Here is a 23,834-nt window from a genome sequence, read left to right on the forward strand (position 1 = left end):
TCATGTCCCGGTGGGCCGTTCGGTGCGCGAGGCGGCCAGCGCGCGGGTACGGGCCCAGGGCAGATCGGGCAGGGCGTCGCCGTAGGTTTCCTGCACCCACGGGTAGCTGCACAGTTCCTTCATCAGCATGCTGGCGCGCACGTCGACGTCGGCCATCGTGTTCTGGCCGACCTCGCGGAAACCGAAGCTGCCATGGAACAGCAGCGCCGGATCGGCGCCGTGATCGAGGAACACCTCGCAGGCCAGCTGCGGGTAGCGCAGTTCGGCATAGCTCTGCACGTCCGCGTAGAACGCGCGGCCGACGCCACCGCCGCGGCGGCGGCTGGCGACCACGATGCGATCGATGTAGAAGAACTGCGGATAGCGTTCGCGGAACCAGGCGAAGTTGCTGCTGTCATGGTCGGCATCGGAGCCGAAGCCCACCAGGAAGCCGGCCAGGTTGCCATCACGTTCGGCGACGCGGAAGTATTCGGCCTGCGCGTAGAAGCGGTGGAGCTTGGCCGAATCCAGCGGCAGGATCGCCAGTCCGGCATTGTTGTTGAGGGCTAGAACGGAATCCAGCTCGTGCTCGCGCACGTCGCGGATGACAATCGACATTACTCGGCTCCGGGGCGGGAGGTCTTGCAAAAGGCTTTCGTTCGGGCGGCCGCAGCGCGGCGGCCGACGGCGGATTATCGCATTTGTGGCGGGAGGGTGGCAGCTTCCGGGTAAGCGGTCCGTGAACCGGCCGGGACGGACCGGCGGCCTGTCGCATGACTTTCGATGGACGGCCGGGGCCGGGGATTGCGCCTAAACTGCGCCCATGTTGGGACGACTCAGCCACACCCGCCTGCTACGCGCCACCGGCCTGTATACCTGGGCCCTGGTCGGTATTCCGATCGTCCTGAACGTGTGGTTCCTGCCGCCGTCGAGCGGCGCGGACGGCAAGGGCGTGGACATTCCGCTGACCGCGCTGGCCTATTTCACCTTCGGCATCTGCTACTGGTTCGCCACCCGTTCGCTGGGAGCGCGCGGGGCGCGGGTGTCCCAGGCCTGGAACATCCCGCTGGCGCTGGTGCTGACCCTGGCCGCCGTGGCGGTGGGCGTCTACAGCCGGACCGGCCTGAGCGCCATGCTGATGGTGATCGTGGCCGGAGTGCTGCCCTGGCTGCTCAACCTGCGGGTGGCCATCGCCTGGCTGCTGCTGGGGCACGCGCCGCTGGTGTGGTCGTTCATGGCCCTGGAGGACTTCAACTTCTGGGAGGCCCTGTTCCAGTCGGCCTTCTACGTGGGCTTCGCCGCGTTCGTGCTGATCACCGCCTACGTGGCCCGCCAGCAGGCCGAGGCGCGCGAGGAGCAGCGCCGGCTGAACGCGGAACTGCGCGCCACCCGGGTACTGCTGGCCGAGAGCGCGCGGGTCAACGAGCGCACCCGCATCTCCCGCGAACTGCACGACCTGCTGGGCCATCACCTGACCGCGCTCAGCCTGAACCTGGAAGTGGCCGGGCACATCACCGAGGGCCGGGCCCAGGAACACGTGCGCCAGGCCCATACCCTGGCCCGGCTGCTGCTGACCGACGTGCGCGAGGCGGTCAGCCAGCTCCGCGACAGCGGCGCCATCGATCTGGGCGCGGCCCTGCTGCCGCTGGCCGAGAAGGTGCCGGCGCTGGCCATCCACATGGACATCGAGGAGCCGCTGACCCTGGACGACCCCCAGCGCGCCCACGTTTTGCTGCGCTGCACCCAGGAAATCATCACCAACGCGGTCCGCCACGCCGGCGCCCGCAACCTGTGGGTGCATTGCCGGCGCGAGGCCGGGAGCATTCTCATCGACGCCCGCGACGACGGTGCCGGCGCCGACGCCGTGATCTCCGGCAACGGCCTGCGCGGCATGGCCGAGCGCCTGGCCCAGTACGGCGGCGCCCTGGACATCGAAACCCAGCCCGGCAAGGGCTTTTGCCTGCACATCCGGCTCCCCGCGGCCGAGAGCACCGGCGTGCTCCCGCTGCGCGCCGAACCCGAAACCGAACCGCTGTCCGAGACAGCCCCTGGAGGTAGCCTGTGATCCGTGTTTGCCTGGTCGATGACCAAACCCTGGTGCGCCAGGGCATCCGCTCGCTGCTGGCGCTGGACGACGGCATCGAGGTCGTCGCCGAAGCCGCGGACGGCAAGCAGGCGGTGGAGCTGATTCCCCAGATCAAGCCGGACGTGGTCCTGATGGACATGCGCATGCCGGTGATGTCCGGCCTGGAGGCCCTGCAGGCGCTGGCCCGCGCCGGCCAGCTGCCGCCGGCGATCATCCTGACCACCTTCGACGACGACCAGTTGGTGCTGGCCGGGCTGAAGGCCGGCGCCAAGGGCTACCTGCTCAAGGACGTGTCGCTGGAACAACTGGTGGGTGCCATCCGGACCGTGGCCGATGGCGGATCCCTGGTGCAGCCGGCGGTGACCCAGCGACTGCTGTCCGGGCTGGAGCACATGCGCAACGATTTCGTCAGCCTGGATCGCCCGGACCCACTGACCGATCGCGAGACCGAAATCCTGCGGCTGATGGCCAGCGGCTTCTCCAACAAGGAGATCGCCAACTCGCTGGGCGTGGCCGAGGGCACCATCAAGAACCATGTCTCCAACATCCTCTCCAAGCTCGGCGTGCGCGACCGCACCCGCGCGGTCCTGAAGGCGTTCGAGCTGCAACTGGTCTGAGCGGGGCGGCGACCGGCGGCGGTCCGGTCGCGATTGGTCTGCCTATGAGGCGCCGGCATCCCGGCGCCGCCGACGGGGCCGTTGCTGTCCCGAAAAGGGCGTGAAGGGCGCGTGTTTCCGGGCGTTCGGAACAAGGGCGCGATCCGTCGCCGGAATGGGCTGCGCGGAACCCGCCAAGCCTGATAGGATGCGCGGTGCACATTTTCAATGGCCGAGGCACCGGCCCCCGGAGACTCCCTGAATGACCCGTTTGATCGAGTTCCTGATTGCATTGGCGCTGGTCCTGGCGCTGTTTTTGGTGATCGGCCTGGTGTTGCCTTCCAAGCGTCAGCTTGAGGAAAGCGCCGAGACCAACCGCCGCATGACCATCGTGTTCGACACGCTGAACAACGTGCGCCGTCTGAAGGATTGGAACCCGCTGCTGCCGCACGCTGCCAACGAACTTTCCTATTCCGGTGGCGACGAAGGCCACGCCGGCGTCGGTGCCCGCGTCGACTACGATTCCAAGGGCCAGTGGGGCAAGGGCAGCTGGGAAATCACCGCCAGCGAGCGTCCGGCGCCGAACGGCGGCACCGGCAAGATCGTCTACGCGATCACCGATCAGAAGCTGGGTACGGACAAGGTCACCGCGTTCAACCTGGAGCCGACCGGCAAGAACAACCGCAACGTCAAGATCACCCAGACCTATGAAGTCAGTTACGGCTGGAACCTGATCGGCCGCTACGCCGGCATGTACGTCAGCCGCCACGTCGGCGACGCGGTCAAGGCCGGTCTGTCAAAGCTGACCAACATGCTGGCCACCGTGCCGAACTTCGACTACCGCACCGAAGGCAGCAAGCTGACGGGCCTGAAGATCGTCGAGCTGCCCGCCGAGGACCTGCTGGTCGTCAACGCCGGCAACATCGACCGCAACAATGACGCCATCAAGGCTTCGATCAAGTCCAACCAAGAGTGGATCAAGCGGGTGATGGACGCCAATGGCCTGGAAGCCGCCGGCCCGGTCCGCATCATCACCACCGATTTCGGCGCGGAGAAGTACGCGTTCGACGTCGCCCTGCCGGTCCGCAAGGCGGGCACCGGTCCGAAGGCCCCGAGCGCCGACGCCAAGGACAAGGACGGCAACCCGATCCCGGTTCCGGTGCCGGCTACCTCCACTCCGGTGGCCTCGACCGGCGACCTGAAGGTCACCATCCCGTCCGGCGCCCCGGTCGAGCACGTGGTCACCAAGGCCCACCGCTCCGCGTTCGCCAACTACACCGGCTTCATGGCCGAGTTGGACGCCAACCGCAGCGCGCTGCGCGCCTGGGCCGTCACCAACGGTTACGAAGTGGTCGACCGTCCGTACGAGTCCTGGAAGAGCGGCGTGGACAAGTCGTTCGAGGCCGACGGCCAGTTCGACATCTACTGGGCCATCAAGTAATCCGCTTCGGGATTCCTGCCTTGTTCGTGCAAGGTCCCATGCGTGAACCCGACAACGCGCCGCTCATTGCGGCGCGTTGTTTTTTTGTACGGCCGTTTTTCCCGCGCGGAAGGACGGCTGCCGGCACCCGCAGGACGCCACGCTGATGCATTACGACCGACGCCAACGCAAACCCTCCGTGTTCGCCCTGTGCGGCGGCCTGCTGGCCGGCGCCTCGGTCGGCCTGTCGGCCTACGCCGCCCATGCGATCAACGAAGCGGCGGCCCAGTCGCGGCTGGAAACCGCGGCGCTGTTCGCGTTCGGCCATGGCATCGCCCTGGCCGCGCTGGCGCCGGGAACGACCCGCTGGCTAGGCAAGACCGGCCTGTTCCTGTTGCTGGCCGGCACCCTGCTGTTTTCCGGCAGCCTGATCGCGGCGGTGTTCGCCGGCCTGTCCACCCAGCTGGCGCCGGCCGGCGGCATGGCGCTGATGGCGGGCTGGCTGCTGTGGGCCATCGACGCGGTGCGCAGGTAAGTCCATGCCCCGCTATTCGCGCGGATTCGATACCGAGGCGGCCTTCGATCACCTGAGCCGGCGCGACCGCAAGCTGGGCACCTGGATGAAGCGGATCGGCTACATCGAACCGCAACCGACCTGGCGCAAGCCGTTCGATCCGGTCGATGCGCTGGCCCGCGCCATCCTGTACCAGCAACTCAGCGGCAAGGCGGCGGCAACGATCGTCGGACGGGTGGAAACCGCGATCGGCAGCAACCGGCTGCATTTCGACACACTTGGCCGGATCGACGACATCGCGCTGCGCGCCTGCGGCGTGTCCGGCAACAAGACCCTGGCCCTGCGCGACCTGGCCGCGCGCGAGGCACGCGGCGAGATTCCCGACCTGCGACGAATGTCGACCATGAGCGAAGACGCCATCGTCGAGGCGCTGGTGCCGATCCGCGGCATCGGCCGCTGGACGGTGGAAATGATGCTGATGTTCCGGCTCGGTCGCCCCGACGTGCTGCCGGTGGACGATCTGGGCGTACGCAAGGGCGCGCAGTTCGTCGACAAGCTTGAAACCGCGCCGACCCCGAAGGAACTGGTGGCCCGCGGCGAACGCTGGGGCCCGTACCGCACCTATGCCGCCCAGTACCTGTGGCGCATCGCCGACTTCGGCACCGAGGCCAAAACGCCCACCAAGCGCTCCCAGGATTGACCCCGTAGAGCGGAGCTCGCTCCGCTGCTTTTGGGAGGTCCGGCGTACCGTGGAAGCGGAGCAAGCTCCGCTCTACGCAATGGGGCAATGTAGAGCGGAGCTCGCTCCGCTGCTTTTGGGAGTTCCGGCGTACCGTGGAAGCGGAGCAAGCTCCGCTCTACGCGGCGGTGCGCAAGGCGGAGCCTGCTCCGCCGAACCCCCGGCGTCCGGTCCCTGGGCGCCGCGGCGGAACAGGCTCCGCGTTGCGCGTCAGCGCCGGAACGTCATGCGCAGCAGGGTGTCGTCGTGCCGGACATGATGGTGATAGAGCGCCGCCAGCGCGTGCAGCCCGATCAGCCAGTAGCCGGCGACGGCGATGGTTTCGTGCCATTCCTTCAGCCCGTCACCCAGGGTTTCCTGTGCGGCCATCAGCGACGGCAATGCCCAGCCGCCCAACGTGGGCGAAGTACCTTCCGCATTGAGCAGCAGGTAGCCGAGCACCGGCGTGACCAGCATCAGCCCATACAGCGCCAGCGCCATCGTGCCGGCCGCCAGTCTCTGCCAGGTCGGCGGCACCGGCGCGATCGGCGGTGTCGGTGACGACACCCGCACAAGCAGGCGCAGCAGGGTCAGGCCGAATACGCTGATACCCAGGAAGAAATGCGCGGTCTTGATCAGCTCGCGCGCATCACTGCCGCGCGGGAACAGGCCGCGCAACTCGATGGTGGCGTAGACGCCGCTCAGCAACAGCAAGGTCAGCCAGTGCAGCGCGACCAGCGATGGACGATAGCGGGCGTGCGTGGAGAACATCGGGGCGGCCACGTCGGGAGAACGCCGTGAGTATCCCCACCCGGGTCCGATGCCTCATTGATCTCGCTCAAGTCCCCGGCGAAGGGCCAGGCATGCTGCCTCGTTCAGGCGACGGCCTGTACTTGGCGCAGCGATTGTTGATGCCATTGCATCCGCGACAGCCGGTTGACGATGAGGAGAAACACCAGGCACAGCGGGATGTTGACTGCCTCGGCCAGCAGCGACGCCTGGTTGGCCAACATGCCCTCGGAAATATCGTCGGCACGGAAAGTGAGCCGCGTGGAGACATTGGAGAGGATATTGGTGACCAGCCAGAGGCACCACCAAAGCGGCAGCCAGAATGGAACCGGGATCTGGTTCATGCGGGCCGGCTCGTCGCTCGCGCGCCAGATTTCCTTCATGGCCTGATAGGGCTTCCAGAGATTGGCGAAAGGAATGAAATACCAGCCCACCGCCCAGCCCGGGGTGTAGTCCATATTGCGCGCGCCGGCGAAGTAGCGTGCATTCCAGGCCATGCGGTAGACCCACATCGCGATGACCACGATGGTGCCGATACCGGTGGCGAACTGGGTCAATCCCAGCAGCAGCGTGGGAATGATCAGATCGTCGTAGACATCGTCCAGGCCGTCCGTCGGCGAGTATTCCTCCATGAGCGAAAGCTCGGTGAGCGCGAGCGCACCCGCACCGAGGGACACCAGTACGCCCAGGCACAGAAAAATCCGGGTCGTAACGGTCAGCAGCCTGGGATTCTTGAAGTATGCGGACGAGCGCAGCGGTGCCACCGCGCCGGCGCTGGTGGCCGACGACTGATACGGATTTTCCATGCCATTCCCCCGAATGATGCCCGCTACGTTACGCCGGAAGGAGAGTGCCGTTCAAGCGGGCAGGTACTTGTCCCACAGGCGGTTGCGGAAACGGCGTTGCGGATCGACCTGGCGCTTGAGCGCGGCGAAGGCGGCGGCTTCCGGATAGGCGCGGTGGAACTGCTCCGGCGTGGCATGCAGCCGATAGGGCAGGTAGTAGCGTCCGCCCAGCGCCAGCGCGGTGTCGACCAGTTGCCGGGTCCAGGTGCCGGCCTGCCGGTCGGCGCCGGACCAGGCGCGCTGCTTGTGGTACAGCACGAAGGAAAACACCTCCTGCGGCGCCCATTTCAGCAGCGATACCGTATCGGCCGGCGAATGCCGGATCGAGACGTTGAGCGCGTTGACCTCGTGCCGGCGCAGGATCGCCGCCATCCTGCGGGCGAAGATCGCGAATGACCGCACCGGGATGAAGTACTCCTGCAGCAGGTAGGTGGACACCATTCGCGTGCGTGGTTCCAGCGAAGCGGCGTCAAGGCTGGCCTCGTGGTTGCGCATGACCACCACGGGCTCGCGCAGGATCCGATCGGTCTGGAATTTCTCCCGCAACGCTCCGCCGCCCGGCAGTTCGGACGCGGTCCAGATCAGGTTCTGCTCACGCCCGTAGTCGAGATGGCGCGGCACCAGCCGTTCGGCGAGGGTGAGCGGCTGATCGGTGCGGGTCCAGCTGATCGCGAGGGGGCGGTTGAAATCCGGCGGCATCAGATCGGCGTTGTGCAGCAGGATGCCGGGTCGCGCATGGACGTGTTCGCGGAAGAACTCCGGATACTCGTCCAGCGCCACCCGCTGCGCGTCGCGCCGGATCGGGAAGTTCTCGTCCAGATCCAGTTCCACCTCGGTGACCACGCCCAGGCCGCCATAGCCACCCAGCACGGCGGAAAACAGTTCCGGAGAGCGCTGCCGATCCAGTTCGCGGACCCCGCCATCGGCGGTCACCAGTTGCAGGGCGCGCACCGAGTGCGCGAGTGGACCGGCGCCAACGTAGCGGCCATGGCAGTTCACCGACAGCGAGCCGCCAATCGAGAAATTGCTGTAGCTCTGCATGATCCGCACCGCCAGATCGTGCGGATCCAGATGATCCTGCAGATCCCGCCAGCACATGCCGGCCTGCACGCGCGCGGTGCGTGCCTGGACATCCAGGTGGAGCATGCGCTTCATGCCGCGCATGTCGACGTGGGTGGAACCGTCGGCGGCGATCTGCCCGCCCATGCTGTAGCGTGCGCCGCCAATCGAGATCGGCCCGCGGGTCCGGCGCAGCGCCTGCTGCAGGACGGCGGTGGTGGTGGGGCGGAGCTGGCCGGCGACCGGAATGTGGTCGATGTCGGTGACATCGCTGACCGCACCGGCCTCCGCGTCGTCGCGACGGCAGCCGGCGGCGGCGGCCGCGCCGCCGAATGCCATGGCCTGCAACAGCCTTCGGCGCTGGCGTTCGGCTTCAGTCCGCATCGGCCGCGACATCAGCGGCGAAGCACCAATGCCACGGCTCGTAGACGATGCCGTGCGGGTTGTCGCGCGGGTAACTGAGCGAGAAGCCGAATGCGCCGGCGTTCGCCACCAGCCATGCGAATGCGGCGGTGTGCTCGAAGCTCTCCTCGGCGGGAGGCTCGTCCGGCGCGCCGATGTCCAGCGCACGGCCGCTGTGATGCTCGCTGTAGCCGGGCGCGGCGTTGACCGAGAGGATCTCCTCCACCGTCTGTCCGCGCGCGAGCTTGCGTTCGAAAATGCCGAGCTGGTAGTCGTGGCTGCGGTAGCCGGAAATGGCCTCCAGCACCACGCCCTCGCGCGCGGCGGCGTCGCGCAGGCCCAGCCAGGCGCGCGCGGCGGCGTGGATCAGCCACAGCGCACGGCGGTAGCGATCGAAACCGGCGAAGGCCAGCGTGTCCGGCTCGGCCACCAGCGGCAGGCCCGTGCGTTCGCCGTAGCTGTCGTCCAGGCCCAGCGCATGGAGATGGTCGCGCAGTGCGTCCAGCGGCAGTTCGCCGGCTTCGCCCCGCCAGGGGCCGCGTCCGCCGCCGTCGTGGTCCAGCCGATCCAGCGCCGCCTCGATGCCGGGCTCGCGAGGCAGGCCCGGTATCAACGGCATCAGTCCCTCGGGCAGTTCCGCGGCCAGGTAGCGGCCGTCGCGCTTGCGTCGCAGCACCCGCCGGGCGCGGGCGAGGATGCGCGCATCGGCGTTGCCGCGCGCGCGCAGCAGGCCGCCGGGCCACAGTTCCACGTCGGGCGTGTTGAGCAGGCGGGTCTTGAGCGGAACCGGGGGCGTGTGCATGCCCGGCAGCTTAGCGGCGCGGCGCGGAGGCCGCCACTTCGCGCAGTCCGTCCAGCAATTCCCGCGGTTTCTCGGGACTCAGCAGCACCAGCGGACCGTCCCGCAGCGGCAGCACCAGCACCCGCGCGCGGTCGCTGATCAGGCAGAACGCCTTGGCCTTGTTGCGCAGGCGGTAGTTCCCGGCGGTGAACGCGGGCAGGCTGAAACCATTCGTCTTCAAGGCGGGCTTGAGTTCGGTGTGCTCGTCGAGATTGACGATGCGGGCCTTGTCCAGATCGATGGCGCTGACCGGGACTTGCTTGCGGAACATGGTCGCGGTGATCCGCAACTGATCATGTTCCAGCTGGATGCGGCGGCGGCGCAGCAGTACGTGCAGGACCGCGCCGACCAGCAGCATGAAGGGCAGGGTGAACAGCAGGCCGCGCGGCACGGTTTCGCTGGTGTTCCACAGCACGGCGCCCGCCGCAATCGCCATGGCGCTGGTCATCGGCAGCCACAGGCCGAGTAGGGTCCAGCGGTCGAGCGGGGCAACGGTGAAATCGCGGGTCATGCTCAGTGTTCCTTGATCCAGCGGGCGGTGTCGGCGATGAGTTGCGGATCGACCTGGCCGGGTCGCTGGTACTCGGACAGCGTGCCGGCGCCTTCGCCGGCGATGCCCAGGTGATTCAGGGCCGGGTAGTGCCGGAAGGTCGCTTGGCGATCATTGGCCAGTCCGCTGCGCCAGCGCTGCCAGTCCGCATCGACGACCTGGAAGTCGCGGCCGCCCTGCAACAGCAGCAGCGGCAGGTCGAGCGCCTTGGCCTCGGCGACCGGGTCGATGGCCTCCAGCGAGCGCCAGTAACGGGCCGGCAGGCCCAGCGGCGTGTCGGTGGAATCGTCGGGCGCGTTGCCGCGCACGTTGGCGATCTGCGCATCCAGCTTGTCCAGGAACGCTTGCGCTTCCGGCGTCGTCGGCCCCCGCTTGGCCAGCAGGTAGCGGTTCTGTTCCGGCAGGATCGTCAGCAGCGAACGCGCGGGCGCGGCGAACAGGATCAGACCGGCCACCTGGCCGGAGCGTTGCGCGATGCGCGGCGCAAGCATGCCGCCCTGGCTGTGGCCGAGCACGAATACGCGCTTGCCGTCGATGCCGGGCTGGGCGCGCAGGGTGGCGATCGCGGCGACCGCATCGTCGGTGACTTCGTCATCGACGGTGAACGACTTGCCGCCGGTGAAATCCTGCGGACGCGCCTTGCTGCGCTTCTCGTAACGCAGCACCGCGATGCCCTGCGCGGCCAAGCCGCGGGCGATATCCAGGAACGGGCGGTTGGGGCCGATGGTTTCGTTGCGATCCTGCGGACCGGAACCGTGCACCAGCACCACGGCGGGGAAGGGACCCGCACCCTTGGGCATCGCCAGGGTGGCGGCCAGCGCCTGTCCACCGGTGCCCACGGTGAGTTCGCGCTCCTGGTATGCCGCGTCGGCGGGGACCGGCGTGGCGGCTTCCGGCGGTGCCGGTTGCAGCAGGAAGCCGGCGACCTTGCCTTGTGCATTCACCGCGACTTGCGCGTTGATCGCGCCATTGGCGAACTCCAGCCGGGTAAGTGCGACCTGCATGCCCTCATGCGCCGCGACCCTGGGCTCGCCGCGCGTGCGCAACGCGCCCATCTGCGCCGGCAGCGATTCCCACACGGCCTTCAGCTTGTCCTGCGGCACGGCGGCGGCCATCTCCGGCGAGAACATCGCCTCGGCGGCGGCGTAGTCGCCGGCCTGCAGGCGATCCAGCAGGCGTTCGGCAATCGCATCGGCGGTGTCGGCGGCGAAAGCGGGCGGGGTGAACAGCGCGCCCAGCGCCAGCACAATCCATAACGCAACGCGCATCTCAAGCCTCCTTCTTGAACACCATCTGCACCGCGGCCATCGGGGCGGGCACGATGGTATTGACCAGTTCCCAGCCTTGCGCGCCCAGGCGATTGAGTTCGTTCTGCAGATCCTCGCGCTTGAGGCCGCCCATCAGGCCGGGCTTCACTTCGATGACCTGGTAGGTCCAACGCTTGCTCATGTCCTTCTCCTTGTCCGGGTCGCGGTGGACCGCGAGCTTGCGCCTGTCGTGGCGCGATTACTCGTCGTCGCTGTCGGCGTCTGGCGAGGGCGACGGTTTGGGCAGGCGCCCGGCCTTGCGCAGCGCATCGCGCAGCACGTATTCGATCTGCGCGTTGAGCGAACGCAACTCGTCATCCGCCCAGCGCTGCGCCGCGTTCAGCACGTCGGCGCTGATGCGCAGGGGATAGGCTTTCTTCTCGGCCACGACGCCTGCCTTCCGCCCGGCTCAGTACAGCGAGCCGGTGTTGACGATCGGCTGGGTGCTGCGATCGCCGCACAGCACCACCAGCAGGTTGCTGACCATCTGCGCCTTGCGCTCCTCGTCCAGCTGCACCACGCCGTTCTTCTGCAGTTCGGCCAGCGCCATCTCGACCATGCCGACCGCGCCGGCGACGATGCGGGTGCGCGCAGCGATCACCGCGTTGGCCTGCTGGCGTTGCAGCATCGCCTGGGCGATTTCCGGCGCGTAGGCCAGATGGCTGATGCGTGCGTCGATGACCTGCACGCCGGCGTCGGCCAGGCGTTCGGCCAGTTCGTTCTTCAGGTGCTGGGAAATCTCGGTGGCGTGGCTGCGCAGGGCCAGCTGGCCTTCCTCGTGCTGATCGTAGGGATAGCTGGTGGCCATCGCCCGCAGCGCGGATTCGGACTGGATGTGCACGAAGCTCTCGTAGTCGTCCACGTTGTAGACGGCCTCGGAGGCATCGACCACCTGCCACACGATGACGGCGGCGATCTCGATCGGGCTGCCGTCCAGCTCGTTGACCTTGAGCTTGCCGCTTTCGAAGTTGCGCACGCGCAGGCTGACCTTCTTCTTGGAGTAGAAGGGGTTGTTCCAGCGCAGGCCGTTGTCCTTGACGGTGCCGACGTACTTGCCGAACAGGCTGACCACCGCGGCCTGGTTGGGCTGCACGGTGTACAGGCCGATCAGGCTGAAGAAAGCCAGCACGCCCAGGATGACGCCGGCGGCGATCCGCATGCCGGAGACGACGCCGGAATACTTCGGATCGGGGCCGATGCCGGTGACGAACAGCCAGACGGCCAGGGCGGTCACGGCCAGCAGGGCGAGCAGGAAGGGGATGCCGGGCAGCGAGCGGATGGGGTTCTCTTTCATGGTGGTCTCTCCTTGTTGGCTGGAAAGATATCAAAATGATATCACTTGGCAAGTGCCGTCCGTCGGCCGGGAAAGGCGGGGGAGCCGGGCCGGTAGAATGCCGCTCCCTCCCCGCATCGGAATTCCGTCCCATGGTCGACCTCGGCACCCCGCTTAGCCCCCACGCCACCCGGGTCCTGCTGCTGGGGTCGGGCGAACTGGGCAAGGAGGTGGCGCTGGAACTGCAGCGGCTGGGCGTGGAAGTCATCGCCGCCGACCGCTACGCCGACGCGCCGGCCATGCAGGTCGCGCACCGCTCCCACGTGCTGGACATGCTGGATCCGGTCGCGGTCCGCGCGCTGGTCGCGCGGGAACGCCCGCACGTGATCGTCCCGGAGATCGAGGCCATCCACACCGACACCCTGGTGGCGCTGGAAGCCGAGGGCGCGGCCCGGGTCATCCCGACCGCACGCGCCGCCCGCCTGACCATGGATCGCGAAGGCATCCGTCGGCTGGCCGCCGAAACCCTCGGCCTGCCGACCTCGCCGTACCGCTTCGTCGACACCGAGGCGGAGTATCGCGAGGCCATCGCCGCCATCGGCCTGCCGTGCGTGGTCAAGCCGGTGATGTCCTCCTCCGGCAAGGGCCAGAGCACGGTGCGCGAAGCCGCCGACATCGCGCCGGCCTGGGAATACGCGCAGACCGGCGGCCGTGCCGGCGCCGGCCGCTGCATCGTCGAGGGATTCATCGACTTTGACTACGAAATCACCCTGCTGACCGTGCGCCACGCCGGCGGCACCTCGTTCTGCGAACCCATCGGTCATTTGCAACGCGACGGCGACTACCGCGAGAGCTGGCAGCCGCAGCCGATGTCGCCGCGCGCGCTGGAAAACGCGCAGGCGGTGGCGCGCGCGGTCACCGACAACCTGGGCGGCTGGGGCGTGTTCGGGGTCGAGCTGTTCGTGAAGGGTGACGAGGTGTGGTTCAGCGAAGTCTCGCCGCGTCCGCACGACACCGGCCTGGTCACCCTGGTCTCGCAGGAACTGAGCGAATTCGCGCTGCACGCGCGCGCCATCCTTGGCCTGCCGATTCCGGTCATCCGCCAGCAGGGCCCGTCGGCCTCGTGCGCGGTGCTGGCGCACGGCCATGGCGTGCCGGTGTTCTCGAATGTGGACAAGGCATTGGTGGCGCCGGACACCGCGCTGCGCCTGTTCGGCAAGCCGCGCGTGGAAGGCCATCGCCGGGTCGGCGTGACCCTGGCGCGCGCCGCCGACATCGACACCGCCCGCGCCATCGCGCGCGACGCCGCCGAAGCCCTCGGCATCGAACTCAAGTAAGGATCGGACCATGAACGGAAATGAAGGCTACGCGGTGTTCTTCTTCCCGCAGGCGCTGGAAGCGCTGGGCGAGGCGATCAAGCCCTATCTGGTACAGGTGGAAGGTGGCGAACCGCACATCCTGTGCCGGGAGATCGACACCGCCGGCGCACTGATCGAAATGACCCTGGAAGGCCTCGCGCCGGACGGCAAGACCGTGCAGATCGAAGTGATGATCCCCGGCAGCATGGTCAAGATGATCGTCTCCGCACGCAGCGACGGCGCCATCGGCTTCAGCCCGCGCACGACGGTGGTGGGGTCGTAGGCGCCCCACATCCCGTATTCGCGACTCACGTCGCTCCCACAGGAAAACCCCCTTGTAGGAGCGACGTGAGTCGCGACGGGAAAACAGATGGGCCGGGAATGTCGGGGACGCGCGAGCAACCATCCCCATGTGTTGCGCTTTATCTCAGTCGGTCGGATTGCGGTCGCGACTTACGTCGCTCCTACGGGTAAAAGAACAGCCCTCAGGGCAGAAGATCCGCCCACACCAGATGATGGTCGCTGCCGTCGGCGATGGCGGCGTCGGCTTCCGCTTTCGCGGGCCAGAACACGCCGCCGCCCTCGTAGGCGAAGCCGGTCGAGGGCAGGACGTAGTCCAGCCGCATCGCGCCGGCCTTCGGACCGAAATCGCCGGTGACGTGGCCGGGCGCGCCGCGACGGGCGATGCCCTTGGCGGCATAGGCTTCGGCGGTCTCGGCGCCACCGCGGCTCTGCGGGGTGGCGTGGCGCATCACCCGCGGATGTTCCAGCAATTCCAGGATCGCCTCGTGGCGGCCGTCGCCATCGACCGGATCGTTGTTGAGATCACCGGCGATGATGAAGCGCGCCTCCTGCGCCAGCCCGCCGCAGACGCCCGCGTCGTCGCACAGCCAGGGCTTGTCGCCCGCGCTGATGTATTCGTGCCACAGGCGCAGCTCGTCGTGGTTGCGCGCACCATTGCGATCCTCCGGACCGTCGAATACCGGCGGGGTCGGATGCGAGACCAGGAAATGCACCACGCCGGAGGGCAGTCGCATCGGCACGTCCCAGTGCGACTTCGACGACAGCCGCAGCTTGGACCACACCTCGTCGCGATACCAGGATTTGCCGGTGGCCGGATCGATCGGACGCGCCGCGCCGGGCAGGGCGCTCCAGCGCAGCAACTGGAAGGTGCGCACCTGCGCGGCATCGATGGGATGCTTCGACAGCACCAGCATCCCGTACTGGCCCGGATGCAGGCCGTAGCCCCAGGCATCGTTGCCGCGCGCGCGGCCTTCGCCGCCGGCCTCGCCGTTGTCGTCCAGATCCAGCCCGCTGGGTACGCCGGTGTTGACCGGCGCGAGGTAGCGGTAGGGATAGCGCAGCGCTTCGCCGCCGCCGGGTTGGGCCACTTCCAGATAACGCTGCTGGAACAGATCCGCCGCGCGATGTGCCTCGTCGTAATCGAATTCGTTGAGCAGCACCAGATCCGGCCGCACCTTCTGCAGCACCGCGGCGATCTTGCGCGCATGCGCGCTGTCGCCTTCCAGTTCGCGGATCACGCCGCCGGCTTCGTCCGAGTACAGCGAGGTGTTGTAGGTGGCCACGCGTAGGCGCGCGGGGCTGTCGGCGAGGGTAGCGGCGGGATCACCGTGCACGTTGACGTTCACGCAGGCAGTGAGCAGGGAAAGCAGGCAGGCGGGCAGGAGGAAGGTTCGCATGCCGCCATTCTGACATGGGCGCCAGCGCCGCCGATGACAGCGCGGTTACGGATCCGGCGGCGGCTGGAAGTCCCGCCATCCGCGGCCGTCGTAGGCTTCCAGCGGCTGGAAGCGGCGCTTGTAGTCCATCTTGCGATGGCCGTGGATCCAGTAGCCCAGGTACAGGTGCGGCAGGCCCTCGCGGCGCGCCCAGGCGATCTGGCGCAGGATCGCCAACGTGCCCAGCCCGCGCGCGGCCAGATCCGGATCGTAGAAGGTGTAGACCGCCGACAGCGCTTCCGGCAACACGTCGGTGACCGCCACCGCCAGCAGCCGTCCGTGTTCGCGCAGTTCCAGGAAGCGGCTGTTGGCCCAGCTGCCGATCAGGAACTGCTCGAACTCGACCGCGCCGTGATCGTCCATGCCGCCCAGCGGATGCCGTGCGGTCAGGTAGCGCTGGTACAGCGCGACGTGCTCCTCGCTGCGCTCGGCCACCATTACCCGCACGTCCACGTCCGGATTCTGCCGCGCGCAGCGGCGCTGGCTGCGATCCGGCTGGAACCGTTCCACCGGAATCCGCACCGCCACGCATGCCTGGCAGCCCAGGCAATGCGGTCGGTAGACGATGTCGCCGGATCGGCGGAAACCCCACGCCAGCGCGTTCGGATAGAACATCGGCAGGCGCGGGTCGCGCGGGTCCAGCACCAGATCGCGCGCGTTGCGATCCGGCCAGTAGCCGCAGGGATGTTCGCCGGTATGGAACAGGCGCAGGTCTTCGGCCGGCTGCGGAGGATTGTTGCCCATCACGCCCCCGCCAGTTTCGGGGCGAGCCAGACGAACAGGCCGCCCGCCGTCGCGCCGGCCAACGCGCCGGCGACCAGATCGCGCGGCACGTGCCGGCGCAGTTTCAGCCGCGACCACGCCACCAACGCGGCGAACGCCAACCCGGCGATGCCCCAGCCCGGATGGAGCTGCGACAGCAGGATCGCCGCATAGATGACGAAGGCCATGTGCAGCGACAGCTTGCACCACCGTGCGCCCACCATCGCCACCGCGATCAGCGCCGCCGCCAGGATCAGTCCCAGCGCCAGCTGCACCGGCTGGCCGGCGACCCAGCCCAGCACCGCCGCCAGCGCCAGCGCGACCAGCAGGAAGCGGTTCAAGGTCCGGCGTTCCTCGTGCCGGCTCGCGTCCACGTGCTGCCAGCGGCCACGCCGCACCTGCCATCCCGACCAGCCCATCACCAGTGCGGCGAACCCGGCGAAGCCCAACGCCATCCACGCCGCCTCGCGCACGCCCAGGGTGCGCGTGGCCAGCAACAGCGCCGCCACCGGCAGCACCAGCATCGGGTGTCCGAGAATGGAAACGGCGCGGGCGAAGGCGTGGACCATGCGGCCAGCATACTGCGCGGCCGTCGTCGCGGCGCATGCGACCGGCTGGAAGCTGAATCCGTTCGTCGCCGCGTCAACCGTGGCGGCCGCCGGGCGTTTTCCCGGTCAGTGGCGCAACCGCGCCGCGTGATCAGGAGAACCCGAACATGACCCGCAACAAGACCCTGCTCCTGGTGGCCGTGCTGACCGCGCTCGCCGCCGGCACCGCCTTCGCCGCCACCCAGTCCGCGCCGGCCGCAGGCGTCTCGCGCCCGGCCCTGGACAACAACGGCGACGGCGTCGTGGATCGCGCCGAAGCCGCCGCGCATCCGCGCCTGGCCGAGCGTTTCGACACGCTCGACAAGAATAAGGACGGCAAGCTCAGTGCCGAGGAACGCCCGCATCGCCGGCACGGCATGGACGGCGGCGGCCACCGTCGTGGTCAAGGCGGCATGATGAAGCAACTGGACACCGACGGCGACGGCCGCATCAGCAAGGCCGAGGCCGGCAAGCAGCCCCGCTTCGCCGAGCATTTCGCCAGGATGGATGCGAATGGCGACGGCTATGTCGACGCCAAGGATCGCGAACTGCGCGGCAAACAGCGCCGTGACGAATGGTTCGCCGGCGCCGACACCGACAAGGACGGCAAGCTGACCCGCGCCGAGATCGACGCCGCCGACGCCAACCGGCGCGCGCAGTTCCAGCAGCGCATGCAGGCGCGTGGCGCCGAGCGCTTCGCCGCCGCCGACGCCAACAAGGACGGCCGCATCAGCCGTGACGAAGCCAAGGGCAAGTCACGCCTGGCCGAGCGCTTCGAACAGCTCGACGCGAACAAGGACGGCTTCCTCAGCCAGGACGAACTGAAGCCGCGTTCGCCGCGCTGAGCCGCGCAGTCCACCGTTCCATCGCACACCGGCCGCCACGCGCGGCCGGTGTCGCATTCGCCACCGCTCCCTGGCAGTTGCTGGATTATTTGTAGGAGCGACGTCAGTCGCGACGGGAAAATCAAAGCGCCCGAAACCCTCCGGCGCTCGGCCATCCATCCCCGGCAGAGCGTCCTTCAATCGGCATCGACCACGGTCGCGACTGACGTCGCTCCTACATGACACCAAAGACAACCCGCTCAGAACACCAACCGCCCGCTCGCAACCAATCCATACAACAGACCGCCGAACCCCAGCACGAGTCCCACGGTCACCCCGATGATCTGCCACTTGCGCCGGCGTGCCGCGTCGGCGGTTTCGGTCACCGGGTCCAGTTGCATGTCGCGCGCGCGTCGGCGCGCCAGGATGCGCGGCAGCCAGCGGTTGCACGACCACATGATGCCGCCGCAATAGGCGGCGGTGAGCAGCAGGTGCGGAATCCAGCCCGGTACCTTCTGCAATGCGAGGGCGCCGGCCAGGAACGCCAGGATCATCGCCGTGTTGACCGTGCCGTAGGCAATCAGCGCCCGCCGTTCCCGCGCATCCAGCGGATCCCGCAACTGCTTGCGGATGCCGAACCAGACCGAGCCGATGCCGCCAACCAGGCCGACGGCCACCGCGCCGAACGACGCGCCCAGCACCTTCAGCAGGCCCTTGCCGGCCAGCGCCGAACCGGTGCCCAGTACCGCCGCGGCGGCGGTCGGCGGCGCGCCCACCGCCAACGCGCCCAGCACGATGCTGGCGAACGCCGCGCCCGGCGCGCTGCTGCGGGCGAACTCGCCGAAATGCTTCATCAATTCCTCGCGCACGTAGCCACGCGCCCGCGACAGGCGCTTGCGCACCGCCGCGTCGGTCAGTCCCAGCAACTGCGCGACCTGCTGTGAACTCTGGCTCTCGCGGTAGTACAGCAACAACACTTCGCGGCTGTCTTCCGGCAGCGCGGCGATGACATCAGCGGCCACCCGTTCCTGCTCGGTCTGCAGCACCATTTCCGCCGGGGTTGGCGCGGTGTCGGTGGCCAGTTCGATGGCGATGTCGGCCACTTCGCCGGTCATCGGCCGGTATTGCCCGGCGCGCAGGTGATCGCGGGCCAGATTGCGGGTGATCTGGCGCAGCCACGGCAGCAGGCTGTCCGGGTTCTTCAGGCTGCCCAGGTGCTTCCAGGCCTTTAGGAAGGCTTCCTGGGCGATGTCCTCGCTGGCGTGCACGTCGCGGGTGATCGCGTAGGCGATCGCGGTGACGGTGTTCTGGCACGCACCGATGATCCGCCCGTAGGCATCGCGGTCGCCCCGCTGGGCGGCGGGAAACTCATGGCGCAGGGTCAGTTCCAGCGTGGCGGCGGTCATCGGTGTTCGGCTCCAGGCGGCTATGGAAGCACAGACGCCCGGGGAGACGCGATGTGACCCGGTGCCGTTTCCGCCCCTTCCCCCGCGTGCGGGGGAAGGTTGGGATGGGGGCAAGGTTCCAGCGTTCGCCGGAATGACGGGGCAGGGCAATCCGGAAACCCCGTCATCGTCATTCCGGCGCGATGCATCGATGTTTGCGGGGAGTGGGCTGCGGCGTTGGCCCCCACCCCAGCCCTCCCCCGCGCGCGGGGGAGGGAGCGGTATCCGTACGCTGCCATTTTCCTGAAGGAGCTGATGCCTGCTCCGCTCCTTCCCCCGCGTGCGGGGGAAGGTTGGGATGGGGGCAAGGTTCCAGCGTTCGCCGGAATGACGGGGCAGGGCAATCCGGAAACCCCATCATCGTCATTCCGGCGCGATGCATCGACGTTTGCGGGGAGTGGGCCGCGTGCGTTGGCCCCCACCCCAGCCCTCCCCCGCAAGCGGGGGAGGGAGCGGTATCCGTACGCTGCCGGGCTGATGCGTGCTCCGCCCCTTCCCCCGCATGCGGGGGAAGGTTGGGATGGGGGCAGGATCCTTCAGCGTTCGCTGGGACGACGGGCAAGGAAGCGATGACGACTGGAAAAACCGAAGCCTCCGGAAACCTGCAACGCCCCAGAAAACTCAAAACCGCCCCGACACCTTCATCGACACGATCATCCCGCCCAATGCCAGCACCGAGGCGAGCACCACGCCGGTCGCGCCGTACATGCTCTCGTACAGCCACGCGCCGCGTTTGTGTCCACGCCGGGCGATATCGCGCGCCACCATGGGCTTCATCATCCGGCGCAGCGGCACCAGGCACTGGTAGTTGATGACGGCCATGCCGATCGCCGCCGCCAGCGTCATCGGCAACCAGCTGCGGCTGAGCGCGGCGGCGGCCATGATGCTGACACCGACCGCCGCCGCGGTAGCGGTGTTCATGCGGATGAAGCGACGCAACTGCGCGCGTTCGGTCTCGGTATCGGCAAAACTCAGCAGCAGGCGGCCACCGAAGTACGTGCCCAGCGCACCACCGACCACGCCGCCGATCACCGCGCCCAGCGAGAAACCGGCGGTGACGCCGCCGTGGGCCAGCGTGTCGTAGGCGCCCATCAGCGTGCCCATCGCGGTGCCGCCGGACAGCGACGAAATGCCCAGCCCGCTGGCGCCCAGCTTGCCGGCGCTGGCCGAACCCACGCCGACCGCGCCGGCGCCGATGGCGATGGCGGCGCTGGCGACCGGCGCCGCACCCATCAGCCCGCTGACCACCAGCACGGTGAAGGCCGCGCCGGGCGCGGTGGAGCGGGCGAACTCGCCGAAACGCTTCAGCATTTCCTCGCGCACGATGCCACGCGCACGCGACAGGCGCTTGCGCACCGCCGCGTCGCTCAGGCCCAGCAATTCGGCCACCTGCAGCGAGCTCTGCCCTTCGCGATAGAACAGCAGCAGGGTTTCGCGGGCGTCCTCCGGCAGCGACGAGATGATGTCGGCGGCGGCGATTTCCTCCTCGGTGCGCAGCAGGCGTTCGGCCGGCGAGGGCGAGGGATCGGCGGTCAGGGTGATCGCCAGTTCCGCCGCTTCGCCCGACATCGGCTTGTGGTGCTGGGTGCGCAGGTAGTCGCGCGCCAGGTTGCGGGTGATCTGGCGCAGCCAGGGCAGGAAGCTGGCGCTGTTCTTCAGGCGGTCCAGCCGCTGCCAGGCGCGCAGGAAGGCTTCCTGCGCGATGTCCTCGCTGGCCTGCACGTCGCGGGTGATGGCGTAGGCAATCGCGGTGACCGTGTTCTGGCAGGCGCTGACGATGCGGCCATAGGCATCCTGATTGCCGCGCGCGGCGGCGGGCAGCTCGTGCTGCAGCATCAGGTCGAGGGTCTGGGCATTCATCGGGGCGGGGCTTCCTTGGGTTCCTGGTCCCCGGGACGAGACCGCCCGAAAAATGTGACCGAGCCGGATCAGCCTTCGGAGGCCGGCTTCACCTGTACCCGCACCGCGTCGTCTTCCTCGGTCTCGTCGGCGGGCGCGGGTGCCGGCTGCGTGGGCGTGGCCGGCGCCGTGGCCGGTGGCGGAGCGGGCGCGGCCGGGCGCGGCGCGCGGTGGCGCAACACCGTGAACACCGCCGCCACCGCAATCAGGCCGAGCAGGATCAGGCGGATGCGCCAGGCCCAGGAGTTGCGCTTCGGTGGATCGTCCTGGGTGCTGGTGAAGGTCAGCGGCGCCGGACCCGCGCCGGGGCGGGTGGTTTCCAGCAGCCCGGCGTCGCGCAGGATCTGGCGCGCGCGCGGCTGGTCTTCCGGATGCCGCACCCACACCGCCGGCTGCAGGCCCTTCGGCACCGGTTCGGTATAGCGGAACTGGCTGCCGCGCTTGCCGCGATACGAGCGCTCGTTGCTGATGTGGACCTCGATGCCGGCGTCGCGCAGCAGCTTGGCCACACCCTCGACGGTTTCCAGACGCTGGCTGGTGAAAATCTGGCGCATCGTCGATCAGTCCTTCGCCGGCACGGCGGCCGCGGCGTGGGCGTCGGGTACCACCCGGATCAAGCCTTCCTGGGCGGTGCTGGCGACCAGCCGGCCATGGCGATCGAAGATCTGCCCGCGCGCCAGCCCGCGCGAACCCTGTGCGCTGGGGCTGTCGATCGAGTACAGCAGCCAGTCGTCGGCGCGGAATGGGCGGTGGAACCACAGCGCGTGATCCAGCGAGGCCATCTGCACGTTCGGCTGGTAATAGCTGATGCCGTGCGGATAGGTCGCCGTGCCCAGCAACTGGAAATCGGAGGCGTAGGCCAGCAGGGCGCGATGCAGCTCGGGCGAATCGCCGACCTTCTCGCTCAGCCGGAACCACACCTGCTGGAACGGCGGCCGCTTGGGCGGATTCAGTTCGTCGCGCGGATACACGTGGCGGAACTCGAACGGCCCGCGCCGCGACAGCCAGCGCTGCACCTTGATCGGCAGCGTCGCCATCACCTCGGCCGGCACCGGCGGCGCCGGCGTCACGTCCTCGGGCTGCGGCACCTCGGGCATCGACAACTGGTGTTCCGCGCCGGCTTCCTCGCCCTGGAACGAGGCCGCGCAGAAGAAGATCACCCGCCCATGCTGGATCGCCGTGACCCGGCGCACCGAGAAACTGCCGCCATCGCGCGTGCGATCCACCTCGTAGACAATCGGCGCCTCGATGTTGCCGGCGCGCAGGAAGTAGGCATGCAGCGAATGCGCGCGGCGCTCGCCTTCGCCTTCCACCGTCGCCTGCGCGGCCGACAGCGCCTGTCCCAGCACCTGCCCGCCGAACACGTACTTGGTGCCGATATCGCGGCTCTGGCCCCGGAACAGGTTGTCCTCCAGCCGCTCCAGCGAGAGCAGGTCGATGAGTTCGCTGACGACGGGTTCAGGATTGGAAGACACGGCGGCTCGCAGGGCGGGTGCGGGAGGCTGGGGATTATACGGGGCAGGGGCTTGGGGCCTCAGGGCCGGGATTCGGGATTCGGGATTCGGGATTCGGGATTGGAGCATCAGATCGAGAACAGCCCCGCTCTTGCCTCCCCCTTCGCAGAAGGGGGACCGAGGGGGATTTGCTTTTGGCGGGAAACCCCACAACCCCCACCTGTGGGTGCGACGTCAGTCGCGAATCCGGGATCCCGAATCGCGACTGACGTCGCTCCCACAAGGAAACCCCATCAGGGCACCCACCGCACCAGTCCCACTGCTGCCATCACCTGTACCTGCGGAAAACATGCGCCGCCCAAAATTCCGCTCGGAAGCAAGCTTTGCCTCCCCCTTCGCAGAAGGGGGACCGAGGGGGATTTGCTTTTGGCGGGAAACCCACAACCCCCACCTGTGGGAGCGACGTCAGTCGCGAATCCGGGATCCCGAATCGCGACTGACGTCGCTCCCACAAGGAAACCCCATCAGGGCACCCACCGCACCAGTCCCACTGCTGCCATCACCTGTACCTGCGGAAAACATGCGCCGCCCAAAATTCCGCTCGGAAGCAAGCTTTGCCTCCCCCTTCGCAGAAGGGGGACCGAGGGGGATTTGCTTTTGGCGGGAAACCACCCTGTAGGAGCGACGTCAGTCGCGACCGATGGCTTCCGGTCGCGACTGACGTCGCTCCCACAAGAAAACCCCATCAGGGCTCCAACCGCGCCAGCCCCACGGCCGCCATCACCCGTTCCCACGGAAACATCGGCCCCGGATCCAGCTTCCGCTGCACCTGCACAGCCGGATCATCGCTCGCCGGCTCCAGCGTCCGATCCAGATCCTCGTGTCCGGCAATCCACCGCAACGCCGGCAACTGCGAAGGCAGCCAGCGCAGCAGCGCAATCAATGCCTCGATCTGCGCCGCGGTATACGACTCCTCCATCCGCTGGTGATCACTCGCCAGCCAATGCGGATAGCGCCCGATGTTCACCAGTTCGATCCCGATCGCCCGCGGGTTGTAACCGCGCACATGGTGCGCCACCCGATCCAGCGCCACGTACTGGTGCACGCTGCCGTCGCGATCGATGTAGAAGTGCCCGCTGTTGCCGGTGCCCGACCCCGGATACAGGATCTCCTCGCCAAACCGCCGCGCCGTCGCCAGATCCGGCAGCTCGGTGCAATGGATCACCACCAGATCCACCTGTGCCAGCGGGCGCGGCTCCAGCCGGGTTTCATAGGGCAGGGGAGCGGAGTGGATGGCGGGCGCGTCGGACATGCCGGGCATGCTAGCAGGCCGATACCCGCGCGCGGCTCAAGTAAACTGGCGGCCTGCGCCGCGGCCGTCGCGGCG

At 68.3% G+C, this 23,834-nt stretch carries 27 protein-coding genes; 9 read left to right on the top strand and 18 right to left on the bottom strand.

The window, feature by feature from the left end:
• Positions 1-597 (bottom strand): GNAT family N-acetyltransferase, encoded by a 597-nt coding sequence (locus tag IB228_RS17555; protein ID WP_183638165.1) that lies wholly within the window; start codon positions 595-597, stop codon positions 1-3.
• Positions 598-802: 205 nt separating this feature from the next.
• Here IB228_RS17555 and IB228_RS17560 point away from each other — a divergent pair, with 205 nt between their 5' ends.
• The 5 genes from IB228_RS17560 (at position 803) to IB228_RS17580 (ending at position 5,295) form a co-directional block, all read left to right on the top strand.
• Positions 803-2,044 (top strand): sensor histidine kinase, encoded by a 1,242-nt coding sequence (locus IB228_RS17560; protein ID WP_183638162.1) that lies wholly within the window; start codon positions 803-805, stop codon positions 2,042-2,044.
• Entirely contained in the window at positions 2,041-2,682 is a 642-nt protein-coding gene (locus tag IB228_RS17565; RefSeq protein WP_183638160.1) for a response regulator transcription factor, read from the top strand. The genes IB228_RS17560 and IB228_RS17565 overlap by 4 nt, the downstream gene beginning before the upstream one ends.
• 241 nt (positions 2,683-2,923) lie before the next feature.
• A complete protein-coding gene (locus IB228_RS17570; RefSeq protein WP_183638158.1) occupies positions 2,924-4,102 on the top strand; it encodes a polyketide cyclase in 1,179 nt (392 codons plus the stop codon).
• Positions 4,103-4,247: 145 nt separating this feature from the next.
• Positions 4,248-4,616: a DUF423 domain-containing protein gene (locus tag IB228_RS17575; protein ID WP_192199359.1), complete on the top strand. Its 369-nt coding sequence runs from the start codon at positions 4,248-4,250 to the stop codon at positions 4,614-4,616.
• Positions 4,617-4,620: 4 nt separating this feature from the next.
• A complete protein-coding gene (locus tag IB228_RS17580; RefSeq protein ID WP_183638152.1) occupies positions 4,621-5,295 on the top strand; it encodes a DNA-3-methyladenine glycosylase in 675 nt (224 codons plus the stop codon).
• A 249-nt stretch (positions 5,296-5,544) separates the two neighbouring features.
• Here IB228_RS17580 and IB228_RS17585 read toward each other — a convergent pair whose 3' ends face one another.
• From IB228_RS17585 to IB228_RS17625, 9 genes are all read right to left on the bottom strand, one after another.
• On the bottom strand, positions 5,545-6,084 hold the full coding sequence (locus IB228_RS17585; RefSeq protein ID WP_192199360.1) for a cytochrome b/b6 domain-containing protein: 540 nt from the start codon (positions 6,082-6,084) through the stop codon (positions 5,545-5,547).
• A gap of 104 nt (positions 6,085-6,188) precedes the next feature.
• Complete coding sequence (locus IB228_RS17590) at positions 6,189-6,908, bottom strand: DUF4328 domain-containing protein (protein ID WP_192199361.1); 720 nt, start codon at positions 6,906-6,908, stop codon at positions 6,189-6,191.
• Between the two features lie 51 nt (positions 6,909-6,959).
• Positions 6,960-8,390 carry an FAD-binding oxidoreductase gene (locus IB228_RS17595; RefSeq protein WP_225562518.1) on the bottom strand — a complete coding sequence of 477 codons (1,431 nt, stop codon included), beginning with the start codon at positions 8,388-8,390 and terminating at the stop codon, positions 6,960-6,962.
• Complete coding sequence (locus IB228_RS17600; RefSeq protein WP_183638143.1) at positions 8,380-9,210, bottom strand: M15 family metallopeptidase; 831 nt, start codon at positions 9,208-9,210, stop codon at positions 8,380-8,382. Before IB228_RS17600 ends, IB228_RS17595 begins: the two co-directional genes overlap by 11 nt.
• 10 nt (positions 9,211-9,220) lie before the next feature.
• Entirely contained in the window at positions 9,221-9,760 is a 540-nt protein-coding gene (locus IB228_RS17605; RefSeq protein ID WP_183638140.1) for a PH domain-containing protein, read from the bottom strand.
• Positions 9,761-9,762: 2 nt separating this feature from the next.
• Positions 9,763-11,067 (bottom strand): alpha/beta fold hydrolase, encoded by a 1,305-nt coding sequence (locus IB228_RS17610; RefSeq protein WP_183638137.1) that lies wholly within the window; start codon positions 11,065-11,067, stop codon positions 9,763-9,765.
• A 1-nt stretch (position 11,068) separates the two neighbouring features.
• Complete coding sequence (locus IB228_RS17615) at positions 11,069-11,248, bottom strand: DUF4177 domain-containing protein (RefSeq protein WP_183638134.1); 180 nt, start codon at positions 11,246-11,248, stop codon at positions 11,069-11,071.
• Between the two features lie 57 nt (positions 11,249-11,305).
• Positions 11,306-11,494: an Arc family DNA binding domain-containing protein gene (locus IB228_RS17620; RefSeq protein WP_183638132.1), complete on the bottom strand. Its 189-nt coding sequence runs from the start codon at positions 11,492-11,494 to the stop codon at positions 11,306-11,308.
• 21 nt (positions 11,495-11,515) lie between these two features.
• A complete protein-coding gene (locus IB228_RS17625; protein ID WP_183638129.1) occupies positions 11,516-12,400 on the bottom strand; it encodes an SPFH domain-containing protein in 885 nt (294 codons plus the stop codon).
• A gap of 131 nt (positions 12,401-12,531) precedes the next feature.
• Between IB228_RS17625 and purT the strand changes: the two genes are divergently transcribed.
• Positions 12,532-13,716 carry a formate-dependent phosphoribosylglycinamide formyltransferase gene (gene purT, locus IB228_RS17630; protein ID WP_192199362.1) on the top strand — a complete coding sequence of 395 codons (1,185 nt, stop codon included), beginning with the start codon at positions 12,532-12,534 and terminating at the stop codon, positions 13,714-13,716.
• 10 nt (positions 13,717-13,726) lie between these two features.
• Complete coding sequence (locus tag IB228_RS17635) at positions 13,727-14,020, top strand: hypothetical protein (RefSeq protein ID WP_141456134.1); 294 nt, start codon at positions 13,727-13,729, stop codon at positions 14,018-14,020.
• Between the two features lie 202 nt (positions 14,021-14,222).
• Here IB228_RS17635 and IB228_RS17640 read toward each other — a convergent pair whose 3' ends face one another.
• Genes IB228_RS17640 through IB228_RS17650 form a run of 3 tightly spaced genes read right to left on the bottom strand, consistent with a single transcriptional unit; the run spans position 14,223 to position 16,807 of the window.
• The gene (locus IB228_RS17640) at positions 14,223-15,437 is read right to left on the bottom strand and encodes an endonuclease/exonuclease/phosphatase family protein (RefSeq protein WP_192199363.1); all 1,215 of its coding nucleotides are present in this window, start codon (positions 15,435-15,437) and stop codon (positions 14,223-14,225) included.
• Between the two features lie 45 nt (positions 15,438-15,482).
• Positions 15,483-16,220 (bottom strand): arginyltransferase, encoded by a 738-nt coding sequence (locus IB228_RS17645; RefSeq protein WP_183638119.1) that lies wholly within the window; start codon positions 16,218-16,220, stop codon positions 15,483-15,485.
• Positions 16,220-16,807, bottom strand: a complete 588-nt coding sequence (locus IB228_RS17650) for a phosphatase PAP2 family protein (RefSeq protein WP_192199364.1) — start codon at positions 16,805-16,807, stop codon at positions 16,220-16,222. Before IB228_RS17650 ends, IB228_RS17645 begins: the two co-directional genes overlap by 1 nt.
• Between IB228_RS17650 and IB228_RS19960 the strand changes: the two genes are divergently transcribed.
• Complete coding sequence (locus IB228_RS19960; protein WP_255431451.1) at positions 16,806-16,937, top strand: hypothetical protein; 132 nt, start codon at positions 16,806-16,808, stop codon at positions 16,935-16,937. The genes IB228_RS17650 and IB228_RS19960 overlap by 2 nt on opposite strands.
• A 16-nt stretch (positions 16,938-16,953) precedes the next feature.
• Positions 16,954-17,670, top strand: coding sequence for an EF-hand domain-containing protein (locus IB228_RS17655; RefSeq protein ID WP_192199365.1), 717 nt, complete (start codon positions 16,954-16,956; stop codon positions 17,668-17,670).
• A 239-nt stretch (positions 17,671-17,909) separates the two neighbouring features.
• Here IB228_RS17655 and IB228_RS20105 read toward each other — a convergent pair whose 3' ends face one another.
• The 5 genes from IB228_RS20105 to IB228_RS17680 all read right to left on the bottom strand — a co-directional run bounded on the left by IB228_RS20105 (position 17,910) and on the right by IB228_RS17680 (position 23,759).
• Positions 17,910-19,055, bottom strand: a complete 1,146-nt coding sequence (locus tag IB228_RS20105; protein WP_192199366.1) for an RNA polymerase sigma factor — start codon at positions 19,053-19,055, stop codon at positions 17,910-17,912.
• A gap of 660 nt (positions 19,056-19,715) precedes the next feature.
• On the bottom strand, positions 19,716-20,954 hold the full coding sequence (locus IB228_RS17665; protein ID WP_192199367.1) for a sigma-70 family RNA polymerase sigma factor: 1,239 nt from the start codon (positions 20,952-20,954) through the stop codon (positions 19,716-19,718).
• A gap of 68 nt (positions 20,955-21,022) precedes the next feature.
• Entirely contained in the window at positions 21,023-21,547 is a 525-nt protein-coding gene (locus tag IB228_RS17670) for a pathogenicity-like protein (RefSeq protein ID WP_192199368.1), read from the bottom strand.
• 6 nt (positions 21,548-21,553) lie between these two features.
• Positions 21,554-22,468: an acyl-CoA thioesterase II gene (tesB, locus tag IB228_RS17675; RefSeq protein ID WP_318287498.1), complete on the bottom strand. Its 915-nt coding sequence runs from the start codon at positions 22,466-22,468 to the stop codon at positions 21,554-21,556.
• 724 nt (positions 22,469-23,192) lie between these two features.
• Positions 23,193-23,759: an N-acetylmuramoyl-L-alanine amidase gene (locus tag IB228_RS17680; protein ID WP_192199370.1), complete on the bottom strand. Its 567-nt coding sequence runs from the start codon at positions 23,757-23,759 to the stop codon at positions 23,193-23,195.
• Positions 23,760-23,834 lie beyond the last annotated feature (75 nt).

The organism is Pseudoxanthomonas sp. PXM04, assembly GCF_014851695.1.
Lineage (GTDB): Bacteria > Pseudomonadota > Gammaproteobacteria > Xanthomonadales > Xanthomonadaceae > Pseudoxanthomonas_A > Pseudoxanthomonas_A beigongshangi.

Coding starts and splice junctions, on each gene's coding strand:
- IB228_RS17555 (WP_183638165.1), bottom strand. CDS start 597: ATGTCGATTGTCATCCGCGACGTGCGCGAGCACGAGCTGGATTCCGTT.
- IB228_RS17560 (WP_183638162.1), top strand. CDS start 803: ATGTTGGGACGACTCAGCCACACCCGCCTGCTACGCGCCACCGGCCTG.
- IB228_RS17570 (WP_183638158.1), top strand. CDS start 2,924: ATGACCCGTTTGATCGAGTTCCTGATTGCATTGGCGCTGGTCCTGGCG.
- IB228_RS17575 (WP_192199359.1), top strand. CDS start 4,248: ATGCATTACGACCGACGCCAACGCAAACCCTCCGTGTTCGCCCTGTGC.
- IB228_RS17580 (WP_183638152.1), top strand. CDS start 4,621: ATGCCCCGCTATTCGCGCGGATTCGATACCGAGGCGGCCTTCGATCAC.
- IB228_RS17585 (WP_192199360.1), bottom strand. CDS start 6,084: ATGTTCTCCACGCACGCCCGCTATCGTCCATCGCTGGTCGCGCTGCAC.
- IB228_RS17590 (WP_192199361.1), bottom strand. CDS start 6,908: ATGGAAAATCCGTATCAGTCGTCGGCCACCAGCGCCGGCGCGGTGGCA.
- IB228_RS17595 (WP_225562518.1), bottom strand. CDS start 8,390: ATGCGGACTGAAGCCGAACGCCAGCGCCGAAGGCTGTTGCAGGCCATG.
- IB228_RS17600 (WP_183638143.1), bottom strand. CDS start 9,210: ATGCACACGCCCCCGGTTCCGCTCAAGACCCGCCTGCTCAACACGCCC.
- IB228_RS17605 (WP_183638140.1), bottom strand. CDS start 9,760: ATGACCCGCGATTTCACCGTTGCCCCGCTCGACCGCTGGACCCTACTC.
- IB228_RS17610 (WP_183638137.1), bottom strand. CDS start 11,067: ATGCGCGTTGCGTTATGGATTGTGCTGGCGCTGGGCGCGCTGTTCACC.
- IB228_RS17615 (WP_183638134.1), bottom strand. CDS start 11,248: ATGAGCAAGCGTTGGACCTACCAGGTCATCGAAGTGAAGCCCGGCCTG.
- IB228_RS17625 (WP_183638129.1), bottom strand. CDS start 12,400: ATGAAAGAGAACCCCATCCGCTCGCTGCCCGGCATCCCCTTCCTGCTC.
- purT (WP_192199362.1), top strand. CDS start 12,532: ATGGTCGACCTCGGCACCCCGCTTAGCCCCCACGCCACCCGGGTCCTG.
- IB228_RS17635 (WP_141456134.1), top strand. CDS start 13,727: ATGAACGGAAATGAAGGCTACGCGGTGTTCTTCTTCCCGCAGGCGCTG.
- IB228_RS17640 (WP_192199363.1), bottom strand. CDS start 15,437: ATGCGAACCTTCCTCCTGCCCGCCTGCCTGCTTTCCCTGCTCACTGCC.
- IB228_RS17645 (WP_183638119.1), bottom strand. CDS start 16,220: ATGGGCAACAATCCTCCGCAGCCGGCCGAAGACCTGCGCCTGTTCCAT.
- IB228_RS19960 (WP_255431451.1), top strand. CDS start 16,806: ATGCGGCCAGCATACTGCGCGGCCGTCGTCGCGGCGCATGCGACCGGC.
- IB228_RS17650 (WP_192199364.1), bottom strand. CDS start 16,807: ATGGTCCACGCCTTCGCCCGCGCCGTTTCCATTCTCGGACACCCGATG.
- IB228_RS17655 (WP_192199365.1), top strand. CDS start 16,954: ATGACCCGCAACAAGACCCTGCTCCTGGTGGCCGTGCTGACCGCGCTC.
- IB228_RS20105 (WP_192199366.1), bottom strand. CDS start 19,055: ATGACCGCCGCCACGCTGGAACTGACCCTGCGCCATGAGTTTCCCGCC.
- IB228_RS17665 (WP_192199367.1), bottom strand. CDS start 20,954: ATGAATGCCCAGACCCTCGACCTGATGCTGCAGCACGAGCTGCCCGCC.
- IB228_RS17670 (WP_192199368.1), bottom strand. CDS start 21,547: ATGCGCCAGATTTTCACCAGCCAGCGTCTGGAAACCGTCGAGGGTGTG.
- IB228_RS17680 (WP_192199370.1), bottom strand. CDS start 23,759: ATGTCCGACGCGCCCGCCATCCACTCCGCTCCCCTGCCCTATGAAACC.